The sequence below is a fragment of the Pontimicrobium sp. MEBiC01747 genome (genome assembly GCF_053601635.1).
In genome coordinates this window covers 22,452-30,713 of sequence record NZ_JBSHNS010000219.1, presented here as the reverse complement: position 1 = coordinate 30,713, position 8,262 = coordinate 22,452, and the positions used below count along the sequence as shown (strand labels likewise).

General features: G+C 31.5%; 6 protein-coding genes. 5 read left to right on the top strand and 1 reads right to left on the bottom strand.

The genetic code is table 11. From position 1 onward, the window contains the following. Window positions 1-174 (top strand): KH domain-containing protein (locus ACVC2P_RS07370; RefSeq protein WP_452597837.1); only part of this gene is annotated, 174 nt, incomplete at its 5' end. A gap of 81 nt (window positions 175-255) precedes the next feature. Further along, a complete protein-coding gene (locus ACVC2P_RS07365) occupies window positions 256-1,770 on the top strand; it encodes a choice-of-anchor I family protein (RefSeq protein ID WP_452597836.1) in 1,515 nt (504 codons plus the stop codon). A gap of 51 nt (window positions 1,771-1,821) precedes the next feature. Here ACVC2P_RS07365 and ACVC2P_RS07360 read toward each other — a convergent pair whose 3' ends face one another. Beyond that, window positions 1,822-2,319, bottom strand: coding sequence for a GTP-binding protein (locus ACVC2P_RS07360; protein WP_452597835.1), 498 nt, complete (start codon window positions 2,317-2,319; stop codon window positions 1,822-1,824). A 154-nt stretch (window positions 2,320-2,473) separates the two neighbouring features. Between ACVC2P_RS07360 and der the strand changes: the two genes are divergently transcribed. From der to ACVC2P_RS07345, 3 genes are all read left to right on the top strand, one after another. Then, window positions 2,474-3,787 (top strand): ribosome biogenesis GTPase Der, encoded by a 1,314-nt coding sequence (gene der / locus ACVC2P_RS07355; RefSeq protein WP_452597834.1) that lies wholly within the window; start codon window positions 2,474-2,476, stop codon window positions 3,785-3,787. Between the two features lie 337 nt (window positions 3,788-4,124). Continuing rightward, complete coding sequence (locus ACVC2P_RS07350; RefSeq protein WP_452597833.1) at window positions 4,125-6,914, top strand: outer membrane beta-barrel protein; 2,790 nt, start codon at window positions 4,125-4,127, stop codon at window positions 6,912-6,914. A gap of 245 nt (window positions 6,915-7,159) precedes the next feature. After that, a complete protein-coding gene (locus ACVC2P_RS07345; RefSeq protein ID WP_452597832.1) occupies window positions 7,160-8,173 on the top strand; it encodes a DUF6588 family protein in 1,014 nt (337 codons plus the stop codon). Window positions 8,174-8,262: the final 89 nt, after the last annotated feature.

The following is an 8,262-nucleotide window of genomic DNA, read 5'->3' as shown; positions in this document are numbered from 1 at the left end:
GGAATTATAATAGGGCATAAAGGAAGTGCCTTAAAACGAGTAGGCGTAGAGGCCAGAAAGGATTTAGAAGTGTTTTTTGGAAAACAAGTACACCTAGAATTATATGTTAAAGTAAATAAAAACTGGAGAAGCAATCAAAACCAGCTGAAACGTTTTGGTTACAATCAGAAATAAAAACTAATAGTTATTTTTTATTAAATTAACATTAAGGTAAAAGAGGAGTTTCATATTTGGGCCTAATTAAAAATCCAAAAAATGAAAACCATTACAAAAGTCGTTTTAGCATGTGTTTTAATGCTTGCTTTTAGTTGTCAAAACGATGACGATTCAGTTTCAGAAGTTCCTGTTAATACCTCTGTAAACTTTCAATACAAGTCTACAATAAATGTAGGAGGAGAAGGAGCAGCAGAAATATCTGCCTACGATGAAGTCTCTAAAAAACTTTTTATAACTAACTCAGAATCTAATATTATTTCTATATATAATATAGAAAATTTAGAAACGCCAATTGAAGAAACAGCAATTAATTTAAGCGCATTTGGAGCACCAAATAGCGTTGCTACCTATAATGGTAAATTAGCTGTAGCTGTAGAAGCACCAATAAAACAAAATCTAGGAAAAATTTTAGTCTATAATACTACCAATTTAGCACTTATAAACCAATACACAGTAGGTGCATTACCAGATATGGTAACGTTTTCTAAAGACGGGGGCTTAATTTTATCTGCTAACGAAGGAGAACCAAACGATGATTACACTGTAGATCCAGTAGGAAGCGTAAGCATTATTAATTTGGCAGATAACACTGTAAATACTTTAGGTTTTGAAAGTTTTAACGCACAAGAATCTGCATTAGAAACACAAGGGTTTAGAGTATTTGGCCCAGGAGCAGACTTAGCAAAAGATGTAGAACCAGAATATATTACTATTTCAGAAGACTCTAAAACAGCATGGGTCTCTTTACAAGAAAATAATGGTATTGCAAAAATAAACCTAGTAAGCAAAACCATAGAAGCTATTTACCCGTTAGGTTATAAAGACTATAACCAATTAGGTAACGAAATAGATGCTAGTGATAAAGATTTAGAAACAGTTCTTAAGAACTGGAATGTAAAAGGAATCTATCAACCAGATGCTATAGTAGCAGTAAATATAGGAGGAATAGAATATGTTATTTCTGCAAACGAAGGCGATTCAAGAGATTACGATGGGTTTAGCGAAGAAGAACGAGTAGAAGACTTAATATTAGACACTACAGTATATCCCGTATCTGGCGATTATCAAAACGAAATAAATTTAGGGCGCTTAAAAACAACCACAACATTGGGTGACACAGATAATGATAACGATGTAGACCAAATATACAGTTATGGAGCACGTTCGTTTAGTATATGGTCTGCAAACGGTAACTTAGTTTACGATAGCGGAAACAGCATAGCCACAGAAACGTTAGCAATGACACCAGCTAGATTTAATGACGAAGATAAACGAAGTGATGATAAAGGCGCAGAGCCAGAAAGTGTAGACGTATTAAATATAGGAAACCAACGTTATATTCTTTTTGTAGGGTTAGAACGTACTGACCAAGTAATGGTTTACGACATTACAAACCCATTATCGCCAACATTTTTAACAATACTATCTCATAGCGGCGATGAAGCACCCGAAGGATTATTAGTCATTTCGGCAGATAAAAGTCCATCAGGAAAAGATTTACTAGTGGTATCTAATGAAGACAGTGGAACAGTTAGTTTTTACGAAAATCAGTAATAAACATTATACAATAAACACTAAAAAAACTTCACAATATGTGGAGTTTTTTTATTTAATGCCCAATACACTATTCATAAAATTATATAATGTAATCATCTCATCCTTATTAGAAGTACGCCCTATTCTTCCTGCAAAATACAATACAAACCAAAGAATTACCATAAATAACATACCCCATATTTGTAGCATAAAATCTTTATTTAAAGCACTATTAGAATAAGTCCATATAGCTAAAGCAATAAATAAACCAACCACTACAAAATGTAAAAACATAAAAAGAGTCCAAACAGTTGGGTTAGGGCCAAACAACCCTCTAATTAAACTACTGTTAGAATCTACTTTATCTATTTCTAAATGTAACTGTGGTGTCCAAAACTGTTGTTTGCTTTTAGGAAACTTTATAAAAACATGATGATCTACTCTAGAGACTATAAACTCTTTTTGCTCTAGTTTAGCATTTTCAAACTTGCTTAAAGCAGTCTCGTTATTTTGTTCTAATGTAAATTTAAACCTAGGCCTTAAAACAATTGTATTAGTAGAACTCATAATTTAGTATGGTTTTTTGAACCTTGAAATTACTATTTTTTCTTTAATAATTGTAAAAAGCTAGTACACATCAGGATATTTCATACTTTTGCAAAAAATTTCTGATTAGATATTTAAAATGTTTTCTATTTATTAATCAGGCAGTTAATACATTATGAGTAATATAGTAGCTATAGTAGGAAGACCAAATGTAGGGAAATCAACATTCTTTAATCGTTTAATACAACGAAGAGAAGCCATTGTAGACGCCGTTAGTGGTGTTACTAGAGACCGCCATTATGGAAAAAGTGATTGGAATGGCAAAGAATTTTCGTTAATTGATACAGGAGGTTATGTAAAAGGAAGCGATGATATTTTTGAAGAGGAAATAGATAAGCAAGTAGAACTAGCAATAGACGAAGCAGATGCCATTATCTTTATGGTAGATGTAGAGGCTGGCGTAACAGGGATGGATGAAGATGTAGCAACACTGTTGCGTAAAGTAAAAAAACCTGTATTTTTAGTTGTAAACAAAGTAGATAATGGAAAAAGAGCAGAAGATGCAGTAGAATTCTACTCATTAGGTTTGGGAGACTATTATACTATTGCAAGTATTAATGGTAGTGGAACAGGAGACCTATTAGATGCTTTAGTAGAAGCATTACCAGAAAAAGAAGAAGAGGAGATAGCAGAAGAAGATGCATTGCCACGTTTTGCTGTGGTTGGTAGACCAAATGCAGGAAAATCCTCTTTTATAAATGCATTAATAGGAGAAGAACGTTATATAGTTACAGACATAGCAGGAACAACAAGAGACGCTATAGATACTAAGTATAATCGTTTTGGATTCGATTTTAATTTAGTAGATACAGCCGGAATACGTAAAAAATCTAAAGTAAAAGAAGATTTAGAATTCTACTCAGTAATGCGAAGTGTTCGTGCTATAGAACATGCAGATGTCTGTTTACTAGTGCTAGATGCCAATAGAGGATTCGATGGGCAAGTACAGAATATATTTTGGCTTGCAGAACGCAATAGAAAAGGAATAGTTGTTTTGGTAAATAAATGGGACTTGGTAGAAAAAGACCATAAAACAACAAAAGAATTCGAGAAAGTAATACGCAGGCAAATGGAGCCATTTACAGATGTGCCCATTGTATTTATTTCTGCACTAACAAAACAACGTATATTTAAAGCAATAGAAACAGCTGTCGAAGTTTATAACAATAGAACTAAAAAAATAAAAACAAGCGAGCTTAATGAGACACTATTACCAATAATAGAACATTATCCGCCACCAGCATACAAAGGAAAGTTTGTAAAAATAAAATACATTATGCAATTGCCAACACCACAACCGCAATTTGCATTTTTCTGTAACTTACCGCAATATGTTAGAGAACCCTACAAACGTTTCTTAGAAAATAAATTAAGAGAAATTTACGATTTTAAAGGCGTGCCAATTAGTGTATACATGCGAAAAAAATAAAACAGTATTTTTTTCTAAAACTTAACAAAAAGATTCTATTGTATACAAAAACAATAGAATCTTTTTTTATACAGGCTTACTTATCAACGCTGCTATGTTTCCAATATAAAAACCTATTTTTTAAATAAATAGATATTATAAGAGTAATCAATATAATACCGTTTAAAGAAGAAAATGGTATTACATCAGTACAAAGAAATAAAGGCGTTAAAAAATAACAACTAGTTATAAAAATTTACCATTCTTTTAAGAAAACGTATACGTTTTTGCATTTATATTCGTTCCCTTAATAATTAAAAAATCATCATCAGTCAAAAAATTAAATTAACACTAACTTATGCGAACCCTATTATTATTCGTTGCACTATTATGTGCCTCATTTTCATTTTCACAATCAGACCCTAAACCCTTTAAAATTTCAGGAAAAATTATAGCAGAAGATGATCAATCTGTTTTAGAGGCCGCAACAGTTTATTTACAACGTGTAAAAGATAGCTCTTTAGTAACATATACAATAACAGATAAAACTGGGGCATTTAGTCTAGAAGATGAAACAGGCGATTCTAGTTTAAACCTATACATCTCTTATGTAGGATATAAAACCTATTTTCAAAATATAAAATTAGATAAAAGAGAAATAGACCTAGAAACCATTCCATTAGAAGTAAATTCAGGCTCATTAGACGAAGTTGTTATTACAGCAACAGCACCAGTAACAATAAAAAAAGATACGTTAGAATTTAATGTTAAATCGTTTAAAACTAAAAAAAATGCCAACGTAGAAGACTTACTTAAACAGCTTCCAGGTGTTGAGGTAGATGAAGAAGGCAAAATAAAAGTAAACGGAAAAGAAGTTAATCAAATATTAGTAAACGGGAAACCTTTTTTTGGAAATGACCCCACAATAACTACTAAAAATTTAACAAAAGACATTATAGAAAAAATACAAGTAGTAGATACAAAAACAAAATCTGAAGCCTTTACAGGAGAAGCAGGAGACTCAGAGAATAAAACGATTAATTTAACAATAAAAGAAGAAAACAATAAAGGTGTTTTTGGACGTGTATCTGCAGGAGGCGGAACCGATAAACGTTACGAATTAGCGGGGATGGTTAATTTTTTCGATAATGACCAACGTATAAGTGTATTAGCTGGAGGAAATAATATAAACTCCCCTGGGTTTAGTTTCGGTGAAATTTCTAAAATGTTTGGTGGTGGTAGAAACCGCTCATTCAACAGCAACGGAGCGTTTTCTATAGATGGTCGTTCATTTGGAGGCGGACAAGGTATTACAACATCGCAAATAGGCGGAGCAAATTATGCCGATAAAATAGGAGAAAAAACAGATATTTCTGGAGATTATTTTTATTCTTCAAGTAACTCAGAAAACGAATCGGCATCGCAAAGAGAGACCATCCTGTCAGACTCTAGATTCTTTTCTAATTCTAGTTCCCGTTCAGTAAATGATACAGATAGCCATACCGCTAATGCCGAATTTGAAATAAAAGTAGACTCAACATTTTTAATAAACGTTCGTCCATCATTTAATTACTCAACATCAAAAACAGGCTATACTAGCAGCGATGAAACATTCGATGAAAATAGAGATTTAACCAATGAATCTTCTGTAAACTCTGTAGTAGAAACTACAGCAAAAGAGTTTGGTAATAATTTAAGCTTAACTAAACGATTTGGAAGTAATGGTGCTTTTTTAAGGTTTAGAATGGAAAATAGTTTAAGAAGCGATGATAGCGACGACTTTTTAAACTCTAATACAGAGGTGTTTGGGACAAACCCATCTACAATTATTAGAGATCAATATACAGATGGAGAAAATAATAATTCTGGTTTAGATATAGGTTTAACGTATAGCTATCCAATTATTCCTAAAAAATTATTTTTAAACTTTGAATACGATTACTCTAGAAATAAAGATGAAAACAGAAAAAGTACTTTTGATAAAGATGGTACAACTCAAGAATTTAATGTCTTTAATGAAGCATTAAGTACAGATTTTGAATATACAGATATAGAAAGTTCTCCAGGAGTAAGATTAAGATATAGAGGAGAAAAAATGTCTGCAAGATTTGGTGCAAACTATGTGTTTAGAACCCTTAAAAATCAAGACTTATTAAGACCACAGTTTAATGTAGAACGCGATTTTAAAGCGCTAGAGTTAAGCTCTAATATTAATTACAGATTTAGTCCAAAATCATCAGTATACGCAAGTTATAGATTAAGAAATCAACCACCAGGATTACGTCAATTACAAGCATTCGAAGATGTTTCTAATCCATTAAACACTATCGTTGGTAACCCTAACTTAGAACCTTCAAACAGGCACTCCCTTTATGCGGGATATAATGCTTACGATTGGAGAAATAGAACAGGATTTTATATATACTCTAACGTAACATTAGTAAATAATAATGTAGTTTCTAAAACTATAATAGACCCAGAGACCTTAACAAGACGAACAACATATACTAACGTAAATGGTAATTATAACGGTTCTGTAGGAGGAGATTATAGTAAGAATTTTAAGTTAGATTCTATTCGTAAAATACGATTAAGATTTGGAGCTAGCGGAAGTGTTTCTAAAAACATAAACTTTAATAACGATGTTAAATACGCAAGTAAAGTAAATACATTTTCACCAAGTATAGGTGTAGAATATATTTGGGATAAAGTTATGGAGTTTAAGCCATCATATAGAGTATCATTTACAAATAATAAATACGATATAGATGCATTTGATGATCGTTCATTTAAAAATCATAATGTACGATTAAGAACCGCCACATTCTTACCTAAAAAGTTTGAATGGCGTAACGATATAAACTATAACTATAATCCAGATGTCGCAGAAGGATTTCAAAAAAGTGCATGGTTCTGGAATTCTACTCTAGTCTATTCATTTTTACAAGACAAAGCATCCTTACAGTTAAAGGTTTACGATTTATTAGACCAAAATACAAATGCTAGAAGAATAGCAACACAAGATTATATAGAAGATTCGCAAAGTACAGTATTAGAACAGTACTTTATGTTTACCTTTAGTTGGAAGTTTAATAGCTTAGGTAAAAAAGGAGAAGTGAGAGATAGAGGGTACTATTCTTTCGATTAAATAGTTAGTTAAGCTAAATAAAAGCAATTAATATAACCCATCCTGAAAAACCGTTACAGTTTTTCAGGATGGGTTATTATATTAAAATATATAACTAATCTTTACAATTACTTAAGGATATAAAACAATATCCTTTAAAAATTTTATAGTATCTTGTATAAAAGATTATAAATATTCAAAATGAAGATTTGTAATTTTGTAACCTACTAATTAATACAAAAAATAACTTTTAGCCTTTAAATCTCATGAAAAGAATAGTCTTATTTGTAGCTGTTTTAAACTTTGTTTTTACTTATGCACAAGAAAATGTAAATGATTTGTTAGCAGCAGGAGTTAGAGATGCACAACGTTTTACTTCAGATTATTTAAATCCAGCTTCAGATGGGTTAATGTTTAGTATGAATCAAGGTTGGTTCAACGGGGCCAAAACAATAAAGAAATTTGGCTTCGAAATTTCTATAATAACCAATGCCGCTTTTGTATCAGACGATAAAAAATCATTCATTTTAGATACGTCTCAATATGAAAATCTTAGATTTAAAGACGGTAGTATACAAAAAGAAGTCGCTACAGCATTTGGCGATATTAATGGTGTTATAGTCGTGGTAGAAGGAGAAAGTTCTGTTCCATTAATACCAGCACAAGATGCAGAATTTGAATTAGTAACTGGCTTAGGAGAATCTAATATTAATTTTGTGCCAACAGCATTTCTTCAAGCAAGCTTTAGCCCATTAAAAGCAACAGAATTGAAAGTTAGGTTTCTACCTAAAATAAATACAAATGACACGGAAATTGGAGTTTATGGATTTGGAATATTACATGAAATTACCTCATGGTTACCTGAGGATAAAGTATTTCCTGTTGCAATCTCTGGATTAGCAGCATATACGCATTTAGAAGGAAGCTATGATTTTACTAGTACAAACATAGTAGATGGCGAAAACCAAAAGTTTGAAAATAATACCAATACTTTATTGCTACAAGTTATTGGCTCTACTAAAATGCCTGTTTTTAATGTTTATGGAGGAATAGGTTATATTTCAGGAAAATCTACAACAGATTTAAAAGGAACATATAGAGTGCAATCTGGAATTGTATCTCAAGAAGAAATTGTAGACCCTTTCTCTGTAGAAAGTGAAGTCTCGGCAGTACGAGGAACACTTGGAGCAAAAGTTGCTTTAGGAGCTTTTAAAATAAATTTAGATTATACACTAGCAGAATATAGTGGTTTATCCTTTGCATTAAATCTTAGCTTTTAAAGAAATAGCCAGTTATACATATAGTTACTATTGTATAGTAATCGCAAATAAAAACATTTAATACTTAAACGGTATTTATAACCTTTAAG